The organism is Tenacibaculum sp. 190524A02b (assembly GCF_964036645.1).
Classification (GTDB): domain Bacteria; phylum Bacteroidota; class Bacteroidia; order Flavobacteriales; family Flavobacteriaceae; genus Polaribacter; species Polaribacter vairaonense.
Genome location: NZ_OZ038525.1, coordinates 2,352,272 through 2,371,953 on the forward strand (window position 1 = coordinate 2,352,272; position 19,682 = coordinate 2,371,953).

Genomic DNA, 19,682 nt, shown 5'->3' on the forward strand with positions numbered 1-19,682 from the left:
CCTATTTCTTATATAACACTAATCATTACCAATTGATTTTTTAGAATTTTATACATAAATCTTTAATTACTTCTTAATAAACTGTTGAATTCCTACTTTATTAGAATCGGTTTTTATTTTTAAAATATATACACCTTTTATTAAGTTTGTAATATCTATTTTTTGAGTATTACTTTTTAAAACCTCTTTACCTAACATATCATAAACTAATAATTCTTTTATTGAATTTTCTGTTTTCACATTGATGTAAGTAGTTGATGGATTTGGATATACAGAAAAACCAGTCAATATATCATCATTTATAGAAGCCGTTACACAATTTTCACTAAAAGTGCTGGCTGCATCAACTTGTGTCCAATTTGTTTTACTATAAACTGCATCATCAACTTGAATACAACTTAAATTTGGTGTATTAGGTGCATATAAATCTGACATATTTGCATTCCCTCCATTTTTTAAGTTAACTGAGGTTAAGGTTGACATGTTATCCATATACAACTCATCTAATAATGGATTCTTACTTGCATCCAGTGTTGTTAATTTGTTTTTACTCACATACAACTGTTGTAAATTAGGTGCTACATTCAAGTATAATGAAGTGATGTTATTATTGGATAATTCTAACTGAAAAAGATTGTCATAACTAATTCTTGACATTATAATTGATGTTAACTTATTATCATCTAAAATTAGATTCTTTACTGCTTTATTCCATCTTACATCAATATTCGTTAATAAGTTTTTAGATATTGTTACATCCTCAAGTAATAAGTTATTTGATAAATCTATAGCGGTTAACTTATTATTATATAAGTCTAACTTAATCAACTTTTTATTCTCACTTAAATTTATATGAGCTATACTGTTATTTATAGCTTTTAATTCTGTTAAATTTTTAAAATACTGAATTCCTTCTATTGATTTAATATTTTTATCTTTAACATTTAAAGTAGTAACCTCACTAATATTCTTAACAGGTACAAATCCATCAACAGATCCTGTATCGTGATTTAAATCTATTAAAGCTTGTTCAAAATTATTATCAGGAATATATGCATATGAATCTGGTGTTAAATCTACTGTATAAAATGCATCCTCATTAGGCATTGCGTTTTTAATACTTGAAAAATACAATTTATCATTATGAATTAACATTGCTAAAGAATAATTATATTCAGAAGAAGCAACAAACGTTTCGTAAGTATTATTTATAATATCATAACGGATTATATCTCCATCATTTCTAAACTGAGCTATATATAAATAATTTCCTCTATGCACGATATCCTGTGCTTGTATTAAACTTGAAATTACTTCTTCTACATCTGTTCCTATTGAAGTATTTAAAGCTCTCTTATACAAGGAAGTTCCTTTTATGTAAAATAATGTATTATTTATAATTTTTAAGTCCTCAATACTAGTTGCATCTACTATTTGAGTTTCTGTAGTTTGTGGGTTTTCATTAGTCATATCGTAACGGAATATTCCTTTTTCAGCACTAACTGCATACAGATAATTACCTACAAATTCAAAACCAACTGCCCTTCTTAAATCAATTACTTTTTCCGATATATTTAACTCTGTTAAAGGCCTCCTTTCAATAACATTCCCTGTATAACTGGCAAAATATAAATAGCCATTATAAACTTTCATATCATTTTGTGATGTAGAATAGTTATAGGAAATAGGAGGTTCATTTAAATTAGTTAACTTGTAACGTTTAAAAACATTAGCAAATGTAAAAGACGCATACAAATAGGTACCATCTGTAGCTATAGCATAAGATGAATGTGGTATATTTTTTAGCTTAGTTACTGTTTGTGCATTAACTAAAATGCTTGCTAATAAATAAAGTGCTAGGGTAATTTTTTGTTTCATTTTTTTACTTTTTATTAAGCCACAAAATTATTTTACCTTAAATAATTATACTTCACACTAAAAGGGTGATATTTTTAACCTAATATTTACAGATATTTGCAATACATTTAATTTGAATGTTTAAAGTACCCCTAACATATTATCCTAAACTATCTGTTCTTTTATGGTTCGCTTGTTTTTTTACTATATATGCACAAAACAATGTATATAAGCATTACACTACAGAAGAAGGACTACCACATGATATAACCTATCAAATAATACAAGATTCACAAGGGTATATCTGGATTGGTACGGATGATGGTTTGGTTAAGTTTAACGGAAAAACGTTTCTTGTTTATGGTAGTGAAAAAGGCTTAAAATCTAATTACGTAATTGATATCATAGAAGATGTTCCTAATAAGCAATTTTTAATAGCTACTTGGGGAAGAGGTATTCATATTTTAAAAAACGATAGTATTTATAAAAACGAATCCTCTGCTACTGACTACTCAAAAATTAATAAAATTTATAAATTAAATGATTCTTTAGTTTACGGAGATAGTGGTAATAGTAAACAGGTGTTTTACAATATTAAAAAGCATCAGATAAATGTTAAACATGTTGGATATGATCATGATACTTTACTAGTAAAATCTAAGGTTGATTTTAAAAAGATTCTTCGTGATACGCATCAAAATTTTATTAACGACACACTTTATTTACATCACTCTGAGCTAAACATTGCAACTAAAGATCAACTAAAAGGTGTTTATGCTTTTGAAAATTTCAGCTATAAAAAAATAAACCTTAAAAAGTTAAACAATAAATACGTTCATTCACTTACTAAAGATAATGGTTATTTTATAGCTGCTTCCTATAACCATCTTTTCTTTTATGACGGTTCTAAGTTTCTTGAAAAAAGAATCTTACAGCTCCCAGAAGGGAAAATTATTCAAATGCAACTATTTAAAAGTCAATTATATTTTGTATTTATTAATAAAGCTAACGGATTAAGAGAACTGTACTGTTATAACATTTACAATAATTTTCTTACCAATATTTCTCAAAAACTAGCTATTAAAAGTTCTATTTCTGACTTCCTTTTTGATAAAGATGCTAATTTGTGGCTTACAACTTATGGAAGTGGTGTGTACCAAATACTTCACACTAATAATGCCTTTTATGGAAAGAATTATTTTATAAATCCAGATTTAAGGGATATTGCTTTTCATGATAATGGAATTATTTCCATAGCTCCTAATATTATTTATAGTATTCAAAACGATACTTTAATTAATTCTAAACGTATTCCTTTTCATACAGAAACATTTCAGCTTCTTAAAAATCAAGAAATCGACGTTATTGTTCCTAATAAAATTAATGGAAGTTATCAGGATCGATGGAACAATTATGTTTTAAGAAATAAAAATTTTAAAGCATTTAACTTTTCTTTTAAAGGAGTAAATATTTATTTAACTGATTATTCGTATACCATAAAAAAAGAAGGTCGTATTATCAATAAAGGTGTATTTCATAATGTTTACGGTTCTTATTTATTAAATGCTATACAAGACAAAGAATACATCTACGCCTTATTTGGTAGATTAGGAATTTACCGATTAAATGTACTTACAGGTGAAGTAATACAGTGGAATGAAACCATGGGTATTAATGCCAATATGTTCACAGATTTGGTTATTCACAATCAAACATATTGGGTAGGCACCAATTCAGGAGTTTATAAAATAAACTCTTTAAAGAAGAATCATTACACTACTAATCATGGATTATTAAGTAACCATGTTAATGATCTTTTTATAGATAAATTTGGTGTATTGTGGACTGCCACACAAAAAGGATTAAATGTTTTAAAGAAAACTACTTTTTATAGTGTTGATAAAAACTTAGGTCAAGAATCTTCTTCTGTAAAAAAAATAGTTGAACATAACGATTATATATATGCTGTAGGAAACAAAGGGTTATTTAAATATGATAACTTGTACCCTTTTAATAACTTAACCAATACCACTTTAAAAGTTTCACAGCAAAACACTCAGTTTACAATAGCTCCTATCAACTTTGTAAATCCTAATACATTAAAAATTCAATATCAATTAAATAAAGATACTTGGGCTACTTTATTAAATGAAAAAATAAGTTTCAAAAACCTTGCTCAAGATAACTATCAAGTTGTTTTTAGATATAAAGACGGACTCAGTAACTGGATTTATACCAAACCTTATTATTTTAAAATTGTATATCCTTGGCATCAACAATTATGGTTTTATACACTGCTTATTGTTTTAGGAGCTGGTACTATAGTTTTATTGATATACAACCAACTCTTAAAGTCTAGAAAAAAGAATAAAATTTTTCAACAAACTTTACTGGAAAGAGAAAAGTTACAAGAAGATTTAAAAAATGTCCGCCACCAAATAGCGCAAGATTTCCATGATGATTTAGGAAACAAATTAGCTAGTATATCCATGTTATCTAACTTATCTTTAAAGAAAACAACCAAAGAAAGTAATTTATACCCTAGTTTACATCAAATTAATAAAGATGCAAACTTTTTATATGCAGGCATGCGTGATTTTGTTTGGTCTTTAGACTATAAAAACAACGAGTTAAAGGAGGTACAACTCTATTTAAATGACTTTGGTGAAAAATTATTTGAATTTTCAAATATTAACTTTAAAAGTAGTAACAATGTTTCTAAATTAGAAGTAACCTTACCTCATTATTGGAACAAACAATTGGTTTTAGTTTTTAAAGAAGCTATGACTAATACTTTAAAACATAGTAAAGCTACTGAAGTAGTATTTTCTGTAAACTTGAAGAATGCTATTTTAGAAATTAAACTTGAAGACAATGGTATTGGATATGATATCAATACCGTAGGAAGAAAAAACGGCTTACGAAATATGAAAGAAAGAATTGAATTTATTAACGGTGAATTAAACTTTACAAACCATAATGGTTTTGGGGTATATTTTAAGGGAAAAATTAACAAGTAAGAATGAAAAATGTAGTCATTATTGAAGATAACGAAAGCCTTTTGTTTTCGTTTAAAGAAATTATAAACACTTCTGAAGATTTTAATGTATTAGGTGCTTTTACCAATTGTGAAGATGCTCTTATATTTTGTAAAAAGAAAAAGCCGGATATTATTTTAATTGACATTAAGCTACCAGGTATTAACGGTATTGAAGGAATAAGAAGGTTTCACCATCAAAATCCAAATGCTAAAAGTGTGGTAATTTCTGTTTATGAAGATTCTGATTATATTTTTGATGCTTTGTCTGCAGGTGCTATTGGCTACCTTACTAAAAATACCAGTCCTGAAGAATTAATTAATGCTTTACAACAAATAAAATACGGAGGTTCACCTATGAGCGGTAATATTGCTCGAAAAGTAATCGCTTATTTTCAAGTTCCAAAACAACAAGGGCTAACACCAAGGGAAAATGATGTGGTAAAACTTTTAGCAAAAGGAAAAAGTTATGCCATTATTGCTGAAGAATTAAACTTATCTGTTAACACCATAAAAACACATGCTCGTAATATTTATGAGAAGTTGCATATTAGCAAACGTGAAGAACTGATTAAAAAGTTGAATCATGATATGTGATGGGTTTTAAAATAAAACTACTTATTTAATCTATATACTCGGATTCAACTTAATTCAATCCGAGTCTGTTTACTTATTATAAAGATTGTAACGAGCTTCTTTCTACTTTTTCCATTCTAGCATACAGTATTTCTTCGTTCACATGTAAAAGGTTTATTAAGTTCAGTGCTATAAATATAGCTACTCCAATAGCGCCTTCTTCATTATCACTGAACTCAACTTGTAAGCCAACATTATTCGCATGGTCATCACTTGAAACTCCTTCAACATCATTCCAAGTACCAAAAGTTGCTGTTTCCGTTACTGCTTTTAAAAAAAACAACGAATCTGATTTACTTAAAGGCAACATCATTGTTACAATTTCTTCTTGTGTACGAGTCAAATTAACATTTATTGTTTCATCTCCATATAAAGCTACGTAAAGCATGTCTCTTGCCTCTTCAAGTAACTCCTCTCCTTTTTTTGATCTTTGATAAGACTCAATAGTCGCTAATCCCATATGTGGTGCATTTAAAAGGAGCCCTGTTTCTTCTAACGCTGTTCTGCTAATAGTTTTATAAACATTAATAAAATTTTCTATTGTTTGGTCATTATATCCTTTTTTACGAATTCGAGCTATGCGATTTTTTATATTTTCTAGTTTATGCTTTTGCTCATTAAGACTATGCCTTTCACAGGTTAAATAAATAATCTGATCAATAAGCCATTCTTTATCTTTCTTTTCCAACTCCGAACGGATTTTTGCCTCCAATTGAGGAAATAAATCGTCTTGTGCCTTTTTTATAATACTACTTATGTTATCCATATTTCTTCAAATTATTGGTGTTTTTTACAATTTATGCTACTGATTTTAGTAACACACTAACGTAGCTATAATAATACTTTTTGATGAAAACTAATAAATCATCTAACAACTCTTGTCAATTACATTTCTTTAACCGTTCTGCTCCATGCAAACTATTAAAAGTTAACATTAAAAAGGTTAATGATAAAAACTCAAAAGTTACTCTAATCCAATGCCAATTTGCCCATGTATTTAATACGCTTTTTAATTGATCAGCATTAAAAACTGCCTTGTAGAATTGTTGATTGGTTTCTTTAAAGTAAACATAGAAAAGTGTGATTACTAAAACTGAAAAAAAAGTTGAAATAACCGCATATTTTAAAGCTTGAGATTTGTTAAAAAAGCAATATATACTCATACTTAAAGGAATTAGTACTGCTATAATTGTTAAAACCGAATAAAATTGTCCTATTATTGGACCAAAAGCAGTGTAATAGTTATAAAACTCTGTTTTAGATAAGGTTTTCCAATACGGAACTAACAAACAACCTTCCGTGATTTGACTCCCTAAAAAAATAGAAAAAACAGAAATACATAAAAACATTGGTATTGATTTCATTTCGTATCATTTTGAGTTTATCTCAAATTTCATCACTATCCAACTGTTGTACATTTACATATGTAAAGAAAATCAGGAGTTGTTAAATACTCCTTGAAATGTTCTTTATTAAGTTTTAAAAAAAACAAACTAATCGTTTTAGAAAACAGAAATTTATTTTACCACTAGTTTTTTAACTATTGATTTATTTTCCGACTTAATTTTAATGACATAAATTCCACTAGCTAAATTTAAATTTAATTTACCATTAGCCTTGACTGTTTTATAAAGTTTCTTTCCTCCCAAAGAAAACACCTCTATTTTAGCAACATCTTTAAGTCCATAAATTTGAATACTATTTCTGGTTGGGTTTGGAAATATGCTTATTTGAGGTAAATTATCCTCAACAATACTTAAAGGTTGTCCCCACTCATCTCCAGCTTGAGTACCCCAAATATATTCGACCAAATCTGGATGATCAATAAAAGGATTTCGGTTAAATTGCCATTTATATACCACATTATTTCTGTTCATTTCAAAGTCATCAGGAGGATCATTTCGATGCCAATTTAATAAGGTTGCTAAATCTCCTAATTGTCCAACCGTACTAGGAAAACCGTTAACTACTTTCAATCCGTTATAACGAATTTCCATAAACAAAACGCTTCGTGCTACATCACCATAAAAGCTACCTAAAGTACCGGTAGGTCCGTTATATTGTCCATAATGTTGGTTTCCTCTGGAACTGTTTTCTGGCCCATCTGCCACACGTAATGCATGTGCATCAGAATTTCCATGGCGAAGTGAATCTGCTTTAGTTGTCCAAAACTTATCAATTCCGTCTGCTATATCATCTTTATCAATGTCATGAAAACCTCCACGAGATCTAGGAAAAGTATGCTCTCTATTCCACTTACCATTATTATTTGAATCCATTTGCAAATCTAACTTAGCCCTACTTTTCTCTGTATATACTAGCCAAACTTCATTACTATTTAAAGGATTTTGATCAGCTTCTTTTAAAATATCAATAACATCAGCATATGTTTGTGCTCGTACAATATTCGGATTAGCAATAATATTTTGCAATGCGTTACGTAATTCATCACCTGACAAACCATTCAAATTATCATAATATCCACTAGGTTCTGTACTCTTTACAATACCAAACGTTGGGTTTATTGGTGTTCCCCAACCTGCTACTGTAAAATCATTGTCTACAACTCTTACTATTAAATTATTATTGTAAGGAATTACTGTAGCTGGCAAATTAAAAAACCGAATTTGTAATTCTTCATCACCTTCATTATCTGAATCATCAATAAGTGTTATTGTTGTTGTTATTGAATTTTGACCATTCGGAATGGTAAGCGAGGTAACACCTGTATAATCTGAATTATTAAAAGTCCCATTATTGAGCATTATATCAAAATTAAGGTCGGTAGTTACATTTACATCAGAAGTAATGGTAATATCAAAACTTGCTCCTTCTGTGTATTGCTTCATAACTGTTGACATAGTTAATGTATTGATTACAACACCTCCTCCATCGTTTAATGCTCTTGGTGTTGGTGTTGCAGCCTTATATGAAACATTATTATCCATATCTACAAAACGTTGAATAGAGTTTGTGTTATTACTAGAGCCTTCATTGATTTGCTCACTTACTCCCAAAAGCGTCATTAATCCAGTATCATCTGAATCACTAGTATCATAGACTAACGCATCAATCAAATTTGTTGTTGTAGCTAAAGTTCCTTCGGGAAAATCAAAGTCATTTGCTTTGTAAATTGCTACTGCATCTGCCCCATTTTGAATGACATTTGCAGAAATTAAACGCTGCGGAAAAGGGGCAACATTATCACTTCCTATAAGTAAAAGTCCATTTACATCTGTAGTAAGGCCGTCCAAATCAATTGCAAAATAACTACTATCTGCACCACTTGTTGAACCGTTAAAAAAAACAAGAACATACCCTTCTAAATCAAAATTAGGTATATCAGATTTTAGCTCTATAAATTCTTTATCATCTACACCTGGTGTATCACAATCTAATTCATTTATAACCACCTGACCAATTGAAAGCTCACTAATTATTAATAAGAACAGTAAAAGTGGTAATTTAATTCTAGTTTTATCCATTTCTATATTTTATCAAATCTCTACAAATCAACAACAAAGATACATTGATATAGGCTTTATCAAGTATTGTTTTTATTAGACTACAAATTTAACCACTACCCATCTATTTACAAACGGATATGTGTAAAGAAAAAGACAAGTCTTTTTAATTCTATTTAATCTAGCATTTTAAAAAGTAATACTTTAACTATTTAACATCTATATTTTTATTTTTCTTCGGATTCTACTTAATTGAGTAGCTGATATTCCTAAATAAGATGCTATATGATATTGAGGTATTGCTAATTCTAAGGTAGGGAATCTTTCTCTCATAATTTGATATCTTTTATCGGCTTCAAGCAATGCCATTTCAATTTCTTTTTGCTCTTTTTCTAAAAAGTAATTCTCTGCAATTTTTCTACCTAATCTTTCTAAATCATGAAACCTATCATAGTACTTTACCAACTCTCTATAATTGATTACTAAAATTTCACAATCCGTTAGAGCCTGTTGCGCTATTTGTGTAGGTTGTTGGGTAAGTAAAGAAGTATAAGCTCCAATTATTGAAGGTTCTACAAAAAATTGTTTATTGTATTCTTTTCCTTCTTGATTTAGAAAGAACGCTCTTACAATACCTTTTTTTAAAAAACCAATTTGTTGTGCATATTCTCCAGCCTTTACAAAAAAGTCGTTTTTATTTAATGTAAGTGGTTGAACTAATTTTTTCAATTCCCTAAATGTAGCAGCTTCAATTCGGCTAATCTTTTGTATATAATGTAAAAGTTCTTCCATGATGGCTAAAATAAACTTTAAAGTAAAAGTAATTTAACTTTTACAGATTACAAATCTGTTTTTACTTTTAACACACTCGGAGTATCTAGTTGAAAATATTAAATACTCACGATAGCTTATACTACTATAAAACAGTGGTAACTATTTTGTACACGAAAAATTTCTGAGAAAAAAAACGTGTACAGTAGGTGTACACGAAAAGTTTCCAAGAAAAAAAACGTGTACAGTAGATGTACACGAAAAGTTTCCGAGAAAAAAAACGTGTACAAGAACTATAGGTTATTAATTTTAGTAAGTTAATCCTGTAAATTTCTGTGCTACCATATGTTTATCAAATTTTAAATTATGAATGTTTAAATATAAACTTTGAATATGTCTACTAATAATTAAAAACTACAACACAAACAACTAAAAAACTTATTCTATTGTTTTTTCTAAGTGCCATATTTTAGAAACTATTTGCCAACCTTCTTCTCCTTTAACAAAACCAAGATGATCAACAAATATATTTTTATGAGCTCTGATTCTTATTTTTACAGTTGCACAGGCTTCAGATAACCAATCAATCATTAATATTTCTGCTTCAGGTTGTTGCCCTACACTTTTTGGTGATATCCTTCCTCCTACATCTTTGCTAAAGCTAGCAATGGACTCTATAAAAACCTTTCCTTCATCAACATCAAAAAGACTGGCGTTTTTATGAAATACTTGATTCAATTTTTTAGTATCGCAATAATACAATGCGTCAAAATATATTTGTACAGCAGCTATTAAGTCTAAATTGGAATTTGTTTGGTGTTTTTGCATTGCTTTATAATTTATAGTTACCAAAGTTAACTAGCGTACTGCTTCTTTTTTAATTTAGAAATTGAGTTTTTCTAATGTATCATTGAAATTTTCTCAACTTTCTTATTACCTCTAACCATTACCTTTGTCAGGTATGGAAATCAAATATTTTAGACTTATAACAACCATTGTAGAAAAAGGTAGAATTGCCTATGGTACTAACATACAACTGTTATCAATTAACTGCCTTAGTTTATTAGTATTTCTTTAACAATTATATCTGACCCAGAATAGGCATCCGAATTGAATTCATGCCAATGCCTTACTCTTGGAATATTTATACCATTTACAAGTATATTACCTTCAAAATAAATTCTTTCTCCTCCATCTGGCTTCTCTGGCACTATCATTTCTATTCCTTTTATTTCTTTTTCTTCTTTAGAAATAAAAACATTCCAATGTTTAGAAAACATGGCTTCTTTTAGTACTAGCTCTATTTTATAACATGCTTCTCCATTAAAAATAGTTTCAGAAGTATTATTTATTTTTTCAACCCAACTATTTAATGTCATTGGTAAACCATACAACAAATGATAAAACTTTTTATACCCTATATTTCTAGAAGGGTTTAATCTGTACTTTTCTATTAATAAACTATCAATATTTTTGCTTCCATCTAATAAAACAAAACTATTCCCACCACTTTCAATAATATGCTCAGAAATGTGTTGATCTCTATTTCTTTTTAATCGAAATGCTTTTGTACTATTATCTAAATTTAAAATGGAATATCGATGTGGATTCCCTTTTCTTGGTTCTTGTATATGCAAGTTTAATTGTGTTGTATTCCAATTATTATTGGCATCATGGACTAATATGGCTTCTTTTAAAATTGTTCTACCATTAAGTTGTTGTTCCTGCTTACATCCCAATAATAAAAAAGTGGTAACTATCATCAGTACTTCTTTACTCTTCATTATTATAGATTATTATAGATTACCCTACTAAGATAAGAAAAGTGTATTAGGAATAGATAGAGCTTAACATTCAAAAAGAGGCGCTTATAAAATGTGTTTTCATACGCCTCTTTTTTGGCTATTTTAATAATCTATTTCAGCCCAAACTGCATCATGATCTGATAACTTTTTTGAAAAGGTATTATAAGAACCTGATTTAAGAAAAGGAATCATACTATTTATATGATCTCTTCCATTAAATGCATGTGCTTTTGTATTAATAATTTCAGTAACATCTTCTTTAAATAAGTTAAAATCTCCTAACATAATTAAGTTATTACTTAAATTGTAACTAGTTTCATTTATTCTTTCGTCAACATAATTTCTATACTTTATCATACCTTCTTTTTCAGAAGCAAAGTCATCTAAATTCCAATTGTAGGTATTATGGTAATGGAAAAACTTCAACTTTCTTTTGTTACTCATTTCTAGAGTTACTTCCTGCGCCTTTCTTTCCCAATGATCACCTCCTGGGTCTTTTTGAATTAGTTTTTCATGCTTAATTTGAAATGGTATTTTGGATAAAATAATTTGACCGCTTTCTCTTTTTTTAAATGAAAAAGTCCCCCAATCCCAGTAACTATCAGCTTCTATTTTAGTGTAAAAAGAATGTGGAAAATCATCATAAATATCTTTTACAGTTTCTACTTGATGCGGTTGGACTTCTTGTAAAAACAACACTTCTTCTGAGCTTAATAACTTTTTAAAAGCTTCTAAATTACTTTTAAGGTCTCCTTCGTTGTTTGGTCCTTTGCCCCCATGAATATTGTAGGTTACAAAACGAAGTACATTTTTTCCTTTTTTATGTTGCTTTGAGTGTTCTTTTTGCTCCATTAAACTTAAGTCTTCATTGGAACAAGAGGTAATTGTTAGCGCTAATAGCACCATTGACAGTTTAAAAATTAGTGTTTTCATTTTGGTTAATTTCAAATTTATAAGTTCTTATTAAGTTAATTTCAACGAACTAATCAAAATGTTATTACAACACTAACCAACTGTTATCTATGTTTTTATTTAAGTTTTTTGACTTCTTGTAAAAAAACTGTTTTTTTGTTAAAAAACCTCTATTACACCTATTTTCTTTAAACAAAAAAACAAGCTTTTACAAGCTTGCTTTTTACTATTTCAAGTAAATTTATTGAATATGATTTTTAAACCATTCTATTATTTCTTCAAAGCCATCAAATTTAGAATAGGGCAATGAATGACTTTTTCGATCATATATTTTCATTTTATACTCCTTTTTAAAATTATGGAGTTGTTTTGCTAGCTCTAATGCACCTATTACAGAAACTCTTCCATCTTGTCTAGAATGTAATATATAAACAGGTGAATTTATTTGGCTTGCCCATTTTGTAGCTGAACGTTGGTTTAAATACTTCTCCTTATTCTCTGCAAAATTGGGTAAAATATTTTCAAGTCCTTTATAATTATACTTTTCCTCTAAATCTGACCATCCAGTAATAAATATCGGTCTTTTTTTAGATAATATATTAAGATCTGCTACACCTCCTATAACGGCAGCTGCATTAACATTTATTCTCTTTAAACTTTGATAGGTCATCATTCCTCCTCTAGAAACCCCCATCATAAAAATATTATTCGGATCTACAAACTCAATATTTTTAACAGCATTATACAAGTTTACAACATCATTTACATCCTCTCCTCCTGCTTGATCTAATTTACCTAGTTTACCTACAAATCGATAACTTGACGCATATACTGCAAAGCCATTTTTTGCAAACCAATAAAAATCGGGCAAATCTTCTTCTGATAACCTACCAATATTTCCTGTTCCTCCTCTATTATAAATAATTACTGGTATCTTTTTATTTCCAAGGCTTTTTGGGCGACATAAGAAACCTTCTACCTCAAAACCATCACTCTTATAATTAAACTTTTCATATATATACTTATTTTGAACCCTAGCCTCTTTATACGATAAACTATCATACCTATATTTTGCAAGCCCGCTAGTTTCTTTATATGTTTTTTTAATAGCTATCTGAGTAATATTATATATTTTGGATTGCCCTAACATCTGTATACATCCAAAAAACAGTATTAAAAGAATATTAAGTAACTTCATTTGCTCTTCTTTCACCCTTCAATTTTGTGTAATAAGTTCATTTTTTCTATCAAATCACCTTTAATAGCTACCACAGAAGATTTGGGGATATTATCTTTATCAAAAGGCCATTTACTAGTTGGCTTTTTAATATCTGTTGTTTGTCCTCCAGGATGTTGAACACTTAAAAACAAGGTTTCACCATCTGGAGAAAACCAAGGCCCTGTAAGTTCAGCATCTACTGGTGCAGAAGCTACCCTAATTACCTTACCAGCTTCCTTACCATATCTTGGAATTACAAATAAGCTATTGTTTTTAAAAGACATATAAGGTCCTTCTTCTTTATTCATTGCACTTCCAGACATATCTGAAGTAATCCATAAATTTCCTGCTAAATCAAATGCTAAATTATCTGGACAAGAGAAGCCATTAACTTCTCCTCCTGCTATGTACGTTGAAGCCTTAAAAGTTAAGGCATCAAACTTCCCATTTGTTTCTTCAACTTTTAAAATGGAACCATGGAAATCTCCTTTCTCTTTATTATTTGTTAATGAAACCAATACATGACCAGTAACAGGATCAATTTCAATATCTTCAGGTCGATTTAATTCAGTAGCTCCTACTAATTTTGCTGCTTCTCTTGCTCTAATTAACACTTCTGTTTGGTCTTTAAATTTCGCTTTCAATTTAGGTTGTTGTTCCCAATCTAAAGCTAACCACTTACCATTAACAGTATCTGCCACATAGAGAGTTCCTTCTTTTAAAGAACCTGGTTTAGAGGAAATAAATTTATATAAATGTTCATCATTTTTATCATCTCCTGTATAAGCTACCAATCGTTTGTCTTCTAACTCATATAACGTACAACATTCATGTGCAAACCTTCCTAGGGCAATATGTTTTTGGGCGGTTCCGTCTTTAGGGTTTACTTCTACCACCCAACCGTAATGCTCTGGTGGATAATCGTAAAAAATTTCCCAACCATAATGTTTACTTGGTTTCCTAGTTGAAACATTGTTGTCATCATATTCTGTTTCTCCGTAGAAACCATCGTAATTTTCTTCACAGGTTAAAAATGTATTCCATGGTGTAATACCTCCTGAACAATTACTTAATGTACCTATAACTGTTGTTTTTCCTTTAATTGGTGTATCCCAGTTTAGCTTAATAGGTGTTTTTGCTGTTATTCTTCTATTATATGGATCATTCTCTACAATATTCCATTTTCCATTGACTTCCTGTATCCGTACAATACTTCCTCCAACATTGTACATTTCTTTATCAACCTGTTGTATAGTTCTGTGTTTTTCTGGATTTTTATAATCTCTAAAATTAAAATCTGAAACATAAAGCGGATTTACATATTCATGATTTACCCATAGCAAACCATCTTTAGGGTTATTTTTATCAAAAGGGATAAAACAGGTAAAATCATTATTAAACCCAAAAGTATCTTTTGTATTGATTGTATCTCCCCATTTTATGATTGTATGATAATTTAACCCCTTAGTTAAAAGTAAATCATCCTTATCAGAAGCTGGTAAGCTTTCCAATACTAATTCTTTTAATCTTTTCAATTTTAGATTAGAGAGTTCTTTTTTTACTGTTGGTGAACTAGTATTTCCACACCTCATTAAAAAAGGAGGTACAGTAGCTGCTATACTTGCTTTACCCAAAAAGGATATGAATTTTCTTCTATTATATTTCATTCTATATAGTTTTAAAGGTCTTAGTTTTATTGAATACTATTAAGCTCTTTGAACAGGCCAATTATCTTCATATCCTTCTTTCCAATGCCCAAGCAGTACTTCTTCATCTGTTATTAAACAAGCATCTAAATGTGATCTAATTAAGGTTTCATCCATGTTTTGTCCAATAAAAACGATTTCATTTTTTCGATCTCCAAACTTATGATCCCATCCTGATTCAATTTCTTCTTGATTTTCTACAAACGCCATATATTGTATGCGCTCTTCAAACGTCATACTTGCCCACCAAACACCAGCACTATCAGCCTTTAAAGAACCTCCTGCTTGCCCCCAAACTAAAGCTTGTTCTGGTCTAGATCCAATCCAAAACAATCCTTTACTTCTTATAATATTAGTAGGAAATTTGTTCTGAATATAGCTCCAAAAACGTGTAGGATCAAATGGTTTTTTACTTCTATACACAAAAGAAGATATTCCATACTCTTCTGTTTCTGGAGTATGTCCATCAGCGTTTAATTCTTCAATCCAACCAGCACTTTGTTCAGCTTCTTCAAAGTTAAAAAGTTTTGTGTTCAAAATTTCTTCTGGTTTGATTTTACCATAACTAGATGCAATAATTTTTGCTGAAGGGTTTAATTTTTGAATAGCAGCTTTCAAAACACCTAAATGTTCCTTAGTGATCAAATCTGTTTTATTTAAAAGAATAACATTAGCAAACTCAATTTGATCTGTAAGTAAATTTACAATCGTTCTATAATCTCCTTCTATATCTGTAAGGTCTCTATCTATTAATCTTTCAGGGCTACCAAAATCTTTAAAAAAATTAAAAGCATCCACTACCGTTACCATGGTATCTACATAACTAAAACGTGATAAATCAATACCATTATCCTCATCTATAAAAGAAAATGTTTGAGCTACTGGCACAGGTTCACTTATCCCAGTACTTTCAATAAGTAAATAATCAAACCTACTTTCTTTGGCTAATCTTTCTACTTCTACCATCAAGTCTTCCCTAAGCGTACAACAAATACATCCATTACTCATTTCAACTAACTTTTCTTCTGTGCGAGAAAGCGTATTTTCATTTTTCACCAATTCAGCATCTACATTTACTTCACTCATATCATTTACAATTACAGCTACTTTTAAGCCTTCTTTGTTATGTAAAATGTGATTTAATAGGGTAGTTTTACCTGCGCCTAGAAATCCACTAAGCACCGTTACTGGTAGTTTATTAGTCATTTTGTTTGTTTTTGTTATCGCAAACATACTTAAAAAACACCTTAAACGCAATTTAGTTGCATTAACATGAAATTAAAGAAAACTAAAAAAGCAAGTTCTTAAGAACTTGCTTAAAAAAAATGTTGTTAACTTACTCTACATGGTTAAATAGCAATCTTTTATTACCCAATACTCTTTACTTAACTATTTCTCCTACTTATACAAAGTATTCGTGTTTTCTTTTTTAGAGTTTGAAAATAATTTAATACAAAATCAAACTCTTTATCTATTAAATAAATAATTCTTTATATCTACTTTTGTATGGGCTGCATACTATTAAAGTTACTTAAATAGCATTAATTTTCTATCATCTTAACAAATGCTTTTACATACTTCTCCTCATAATCATAGATTCCCATAATATGCTTGCTCTCAATATCCCAAAATGTAGTATTATTAGGGTTCGCTGCTTCAAAGAGTTTTCTACCTAGTTCATATGGCACTTGTTTATCTGATTTACTATGTAGTACTATCGTTGGTATTGTTAAATTTTGTATTTCTTCCTCAGCAGGAAAATCATTATTCATAAGCATTGGTACTAACCATTTAAAATTCTCTAAATTAAGTACGCTTGCATACACTTTTCCTATATCAGGAAATGAACTAAAAGTTCCTTCTAATAGTAACCCTTTTATTTTTTCTTGTCGCTCATTTGCATTCATAGTAGCAAAAGCACCTCCTAATGATTGTCCCCAAATAACAACAGGTTTACCCTTTACATCTTTATGCTTTATTATTTCATCAAAAATAAACAAAGCGTCTTTTTTTAAGGTTAAAGAATTAGTAGCTTTCCCATTTGACTTCCCAAAGTTCCTTCTCTCAAAACAAAAAACTTGAAATCCTTTTTTTAATAATGGTTCATACGATTTTTGAATGGAAGACATTAAATGCATCCCTTTTCCAGAATAATGAAAAATAGTACCCACAGTAGCAATTGAATCTGGTTTGAAAAGTACACCATGTAACTTTACGTTATTCTCAGGCTCAATATAAAATTCTTCATAATTTAAATCAGATTCAAATTTATCATATTTAGTCCCATTCATATGATAAATCATTTTATCAGAAAACCTAGAGAAACGTAGGTATAAAATAGATAAAAATATGATTGATAATGCGATAATAAATAGCCATTTTGTAATTTTTAAAATTTTCTTCATTCTATTACTTTTCTTTTTAACTTAATTAAACTGTTTTATGAATTAACTATTTTTACTTTTTCTCTTTATTCTTTTTATACCAGAGTTATTTTACACCACAATAACAATGTACTCTGTTCAAATTTTGGTTCAGGATTTTCCTAACATTTTTTCTTTCCTTTTTTAAAGAGTACTTTTTTATTTATTTTCTCTTCTCTAAAAAAGAAAACTTGTAATATTTAAAATGGGGAAACATAATTTAGTAATTACCATTCCCCACTTTTAATAGTTTATTTTTTACTAATTAACTTCAAATTAGATAACTTTAGTTCCTTCTGTAACCAAGTCTTTAATTCCTTTTCCTTTTTAACCATTACTGTATCCTGTAATTTTTTATTCCATATTACTAACATTTCTGGCATGGTATCAATCTTAATAAAGTCTTTGGAACTTAAAGTTTTAGAGAAACTCATCCTAGTTATATCATTATAACGAATTTTAGCTTCTTTTATAATCTTACTAAAAGGCACACTATTTTTATCTCTATTTAAGGCATCTTGTTCAATTCTAGCATTTAAACCAGTAATTGTTAATTCTAAATCTTCAATTTGCTTATGTAATCCTTTTATTACATTATCTTTTCTATCTAAATCAGCAATAGCTCTATCATAAGCATCTACCACTCTATCAACACTTCTTGCTTTATTTTCATTAATCATAAGCTTATAAGAATCTATTTTTGAGTATGATTTTAGTTCATTTCGTAAAAAAGTTTCAGTTGCATCGGTTACATCCCCATTAAAAAAAAGACTTATCTTTTCTTCTTTCACATCAATACTTTCTCTTTGTAACCACAAATCTTTATTCGCTAACACTTCTTCTTTTAAAAACTTTTTATAGTTGGCATTAATTACACTTTCTTTGTATACATTAATAAACGTAAAAACTGCTGGTACCATTACTAAAATTGCTATAAACGAAGCAATACGAGCAATCCTTTTACGCTTTACAGAATTCACATAACGAATCATAGTGAATCCTAATAATTTTAAAACTAAAAAAGTTGCTAAGGCTATAAAAATAGTATTGATAATAAATAAATACATTGCGCCTAAGAAATAATCTAAATTCCCTATAGCTAACCCATAACCTGCTGTACACAAGGGAGGCATTAAAGCTGTTGCAATAGCAACTCCAAATATTACTGAAGCAATCGTTCCTTTTTTAGTCCGTGCAATTATTAACGCTAATCCTCCAAAAAAAGCAATTAATACATCTCTAATGTCAGGTTTAACACGCCCTAATAACTCAGAAGTCTCCTCTTTTAATGGGAATAAAAAGAAAAATAAAAAAGCAGTTATTAAACTCAATACAATCATGGTTACTAGGTTGACCATTGATTTTCTTAAGGTATCAATATCATTAATAGCAATAGACATTCCTATTCCTAAAATTGGTCCCATTAGTGGGGATATTAACATAGCTCCGATAACTACAGCTGTAGAATTTGCGTTTAACCCAATGGATGCCACGAATATAGAACATATTAAAATCCAAGTAGTAGTTCCTTTAAAAGCAATATCGCCTTTTATTGCCTCAATGGTTGCTTGATGATCTGTATCATGACGAAAATCTAAAAGCTCAACTAAAAACTTCTTGGAACTTTCCCACAAACCTATTGCTCTTTCCTGTACATCTTGTTTTGACTGCTCTACAGCCTCTTCATTATTCAATTTTTCTTCCATTAATTTTGATTTTTTGTTAACTGTGGAAAGATACAAAATTCCCTTGTTACTTTCCTTACCTTAAAAGTTCATCCCCTTTAGTATTGGGGTGTCACTCTCATTACTCTTGATGTATTTCCCTTTAGCATTGGTGTGTCTTCCTTATT

The 19,682-nt window shown here is 29.3% G+C and carries 15 protein-coding genes; 2 read left to right on the forward strand and 13 right to left on the reverse strand.

The annotated features are described in order from the left end of the window. Positions 1-66: 66 nt before the first annotated feature. Complete coding sequence (locus ABNT65_RS09475; protein ID WP_348747748.1) at positions 67-1,878, reverse strand: leucine-rich repeat domain-containing protein; 1,812 nt, start codon at positions 1,876-1,878, stop codon at positions 67-69. A gap of 116 nt (positions 1,879-1,994) precedes the next feature. Between ABNT65_RS09475 and ABNT65_RS09480 the strand changes: the two genes are divergently transcribed. Both ABNT65_RS09480 and ABNT65_RS09485 read left to right on the forward strand, forming a co-directional pair. After that, positions 1,995-4,877 (forward strand): two-component regulator propeller domain-containing protein, encoded by a 2,883-nt coding sequence (locus tag ABNT65_RS09480; protein WP_348747749.1) that lies wholly within the window; start codon positions 1,995-1,997, stop codon positions 4,875-4,877. 2 nt (positions 4,878-4,879) lie between these two features. Beyond that, positions 4,880-5,491, forward strand: a complete 612-nt coding sequence (locus tag ABNT65_RS09485) for a response regulator transcription factor (RefSeq protein ID WP_348704424.1) — start codon at positions 4,880-4,882, stop codon at positions 5,489-5,491. Positions 5,492-5,567: 76 nt separating this feature from the next. Here ABNT65_RS09485 and ABNT65_RS09490 read toward each other — a convergent pair whose 3' ends face one another. From ABNT65_RS09490 to ABNT65_RS09545, 12 genes are all read right to left on the reverse strand, one after another. Continuing rightward, complete coding sequence (locus tag ABNT65_RS09490; RefSeq protein WP_348747750.1) at positions 5,568-6,296, reverse strand: hypothetical protein; 729 nt, start codon at positions 6,294-6,296, stop codon at positions 5,568-5,570. Positions 6,297-6,411: 115 nt separating this feature from the next. Beyond that, on the reverse strand, positions 6,412-6,894 hold the full coding sequence (locus ABNT65_RS09495) for a hypothetical protein (RefSeq protein WP_348747751.1): 483 nt from the start codon (positions 6,892-6,894) through the stop codon (positions 6,412-6,414). A gap of 153 nt (positions 6,895-7,047) precedes the next feature. Then, complete coding sequence (locus ABNT65_RS09500) at positions 7,048-9,015, reverse strand: endonuclease (protein WP_348747752.1); 1,968 nt, start codon at positions 9,013-9,015, stop codon at positions 7,048-7,050. 198 nt (positions 9,016-9,213) lie between these two features. Then, positions 9,214-9,786: a Crp/Fnr family transcriptional regulator gene (locus tag ABNT65_RS09505; RefSeq protein ID WP_348747753.1), complete on the reverse strand. Its 573-nt coding sequence runs from the start codon at positions 9,784-9,786 to the stop codon at positions 9,214-9,216. Positions 9,787-10,203: 417 nt separating this feature from the next. Further along, on the reverse strand, positions 10,204-10,593 hold the full coding sequence (locus ABNT65_RS09510) for a nuclear transport factor 2 family protein (RefSeq protein WP_348747754.1): 390 nt from the start codon (positions 10,591-10,593) through the stop codon (positions 10,204-10,206). Positions 10,594-10,820: 227 nt separating this feature from the next. Then, on the reverse strand, positions 10,821-11,549 hold the full coding sequence (locus ABNT65_RS09515; RefSeq protein WP_348747755.1) for a DUF6503 family protein: 729 nt from the start codon (positions 11,547-11,549) through the stop codon (positions 10,821-10,823). A gap of 123 nt (positions 11,550-11,672) precedes the next feature. After that, entirely contained in the window at positions 11,673-12,503 is an 831-nt protein-coding gene (locus ABNT65_RS09520) for an endonuclease/exonuclease/phosphatase family protein (RefSeq protein WP_348747756.1), read from the reverse strand. Positions 12,504-12,723: 220 nt separating this feature from the next. After that, on the reverse strand, positions 12,724-13,680 hold the full coding sequence (locus ABNT65_RS09525; protein ID WP_348747757.1) for an alpha/beta hydrolase family protein: 957 nt from the start codon (positions 13,678-13,680) through the stop codon (positions 12,724-12,726). An 11-nt stretch (positions 13,681-13,691) separates the two neighbouring features. Continuing rightward, positions 13,692-15,368 carry a PhoX family protein gene (locus tag ABNT65_RS09530; protein WP_348747758.1) on the reverse strand — a complete coding sequence of 559 codons (1,677 nt, stop codon included), beginning with the start codon at positions 15,366-15,368 and terminating at the stop codon, positions 13,692-13,694. Between the two features lie 39 nt (positions 15,369-15,407). Further along, on the reverse strand, positions 15,408-16,613 hold the full coding sequence (locus tag ABNT65_RS09535) for a GTP-binding protein (protein WP_348747759.1): 1,206 nt from the start codon (positions 16,611-16,613) through the stop codon (positions 15,408-15,410). Between the two features lie 335 nt (positions 16,614-16,948). Then, complete coding sequence (locus tag ABNT65_RS09540; RefSeq protein WP_348747760.1) at positions 16,949-17,812, reverse strand: alpha/beta hydrolase; 864 nt, start codon at positions 17,810-17,812, stop codon at positions 16,949-16,951. 269 nt (positions 17,813-18,081) lie between these two features. Continuing rightward, positions 18,082-19,536: a DUF389 domain-containing protein gene (locus ABNT65_RS09545; protein ID WP_348747761.1), complete on the reverse strand. Its 1,455-nt coding sequence runs from the start codon at positions 19,534-19,536 to the stop codon at positions 18,082-18,084. Between the last annotated feature and the right edge of the window lie 146 nt (positions 19,537-19,682).

Excerpts from the sequence above, each read along its gene's own strand:
- ABNT65_RS09475 (WP_348747748.1), bottom strand. The coding sequence starts at position 1,878 with ATGAAACAAAAAATTACCCTAGCACTTTATTTATTAGCAAGCATTTTA.
- ABNT65_RS09480 (WP_348747749.1), top strand. The coding sequence starts at position 1,995 with ATGTTTAAAGTACCCCTAACATATTATCCTAAACTATCTGTTCTTTTA.
- ABNT65_RS09485 (WP_348704424.1), top strand. The coding sequence starts at position 4,880 with ATGAAAAATGTAGTCATTATTGAAGATAACGAAAGCCTTTTGTTTTCG.
- ABNT65_RS09490 (WP_348747750.1), bottom strand. The coding sequence starts at position 6,296 with ATGGATAACATAAGTAGTATTATAAAAAAGGCACAAGACGATTTATTT.
- ABNT65_RS09495 (WP_348747751.1), bottom strand. The coding sequence starts at position 6,894 with ATGAAATCAATACCAATGTTTTTATGTATTTCTGTTTTTTCTATTTTT.
- ABNT65_RS09500 (WP_348747752.1), bottom strand. The coding sequence starts at position 9,015 with ATGGATAAAACTAGAATTAAATTACCACTTTTACTGTTCTTATTAATA.
- ABNT65_RS09505 (WP_348747753.1), bottom strand. The coding sequence starts at position 9,786 with ATGGAAGAACTTTTACATTATATACAAAAGATTAGCCGAATTGAAGCT.
- ABNT65_RS09510 (WP_348747754.1), bottom strand. The coding sequence starts at position 10,593 with ATGCAAAAACACCAAACAAATTCCAATTTAGACTTAATAGCTGCTGTA.
- ABNT65_RS09515 (WP_348747755.1), bottom strand. The coding sequence starts at position 11,549 with ATGAAGAGTAAAGAAGTACTGATGATAGTTACCACTTTTTTATTATTG.
- ABNT65_RS09520 (WP_348747756.1), bottom strand. The coding sequence starts at position 12,503 with ATGAAAACACTAATTTTTAAACTGTCAATGGTGCTATTAGCGCTAACA.
- ABNT65_RS09525 (WP_348747757.1), bottom strand. The coding sequence starts at position 13,680 with ATGAAGTTACTTAATATTCTTTTAATACTGTTTTTTGGATGTATACAG.
- ABNT65_RS09530 (WP_348747758.1), bottom strand. The coding sequence starts at position 15,368 with ATGAAATATAATAGAAGAAAATTCATATCCTTTTTGGGTAAAGCAAGT.
- ABNT65_RS09535 (WP_348747759.1), bottom strand. The coding sequence starts at position 16,613 with ATGACTAATAAACTACCAGTAACGGTGCTTAGTGGATTTCTAGGCGCA.
- ABNT65_RS09540 (WP_348747760.1), bottom strand. The coding sequence starts at position 17,812 with ATGAAGAAAATTTTAAAAATTACAAAATGGCTATTTATTATCGCATTA.
- ABNT65_RS09545 (WP_348747761.1), bottom strand. The coding sequence starts at position 19,536 with ATGGAAGAAAAATTGAATAATGAAGAGGCTGTAGAGCAGTCAAAACAA.